This is a genomic window from Streptomyces flavofungini, from assembly GCF_041028215.1.
Classification (GTDB): Bacteria; Actinomycetota; Actinomycetes; order Streptomycetales; family Streptomycetaceae; genus Streptomyces; species Streptomyces flavofungini_B.
On sequence record NZ_JASKYR010001467.1, the window covers coordinates 1 to 854 of the forward strand.

Here is an 854-nt window from a genome sequence, read left to right on the forward strand (position 1 = left end):
CCCTGTGGCAGTCCGCCATGGGCGCGGTCACCGGCCGGAGCGTGCAGCTCCCGACGCCGACCGGGGACGCCGCCGATGTGCAGGACGCGCTCCTCGTGGGCGCCGACCCCGACGGCGTACGCCTGCTCGACCTCTCCCTGCGCGGCCTCGCCGCCGCGCTCGCCGAGGAGAACCGCGCCCTGCCGACCGTGTACGCGGCCTGGCTGAGCAACGGCGATCTGCACCTCCAGCTCGCCACGCCCGCCGGACGCCCGCCCGCGCCCTGGCAGCCCGGGCAGGACGAGACGTTCTGGGTCCTCGCCCGCACCGACGCCGAGCGGTACGAGGACGTGGACACCGCGGCGCCCTACCCGGGCCTGGTCAGCCTCGGCACCCTCGACGACTCCCGGCTCCTGCTCAACCTGGAGTCCGTGCCGGGCATCGTCTCGCTGAGCGGCGCCGCCGCCGACCGCGCCGCCGTCTTCGCCTCGGTCGCCGCCGAACTCGCCACCAACGGCTGGTCGGACCGGATGACCATCACCCTCGTCGGCTTCGGCCAGGACCTCACGCCGCTCGCGCCCAGCCGGCTGCGGCACCTGGAGGACGTGGACGCCCTCCTGGAGACCATGGAGGCCGAGACCCGGCAGCGGCGCGGCGCGCTCGGCGCCGCCGGGCACGACTCCGTGCTCACCGGCCGCACCGGACCCGCCCAGCACACCCGCTGGGCCCCGCACCTGGTGCTGCTCGCCGCCGAGCCGAGCGGTGACGACGCCGTCAAGCTCGCCGAGCTGGCCTCCGACGCGGGGCGCCTCGGCATCGGCTACCTCGTCGGCACGGAATCGGGCGGCCTGCCCGGCGCCGCCTGGGAGATGGAG

Annotated in this window: 1 pseudogene; it reads left to right on the plus strand. The window is 76.5% G+C overall.

What is annotated here, in order from left to right:
- A pseudogene (locus AB8Z36_RS41675) lies at window positions 1-854 on the plus strand (hypothetical protein); the annotation flags it as partial.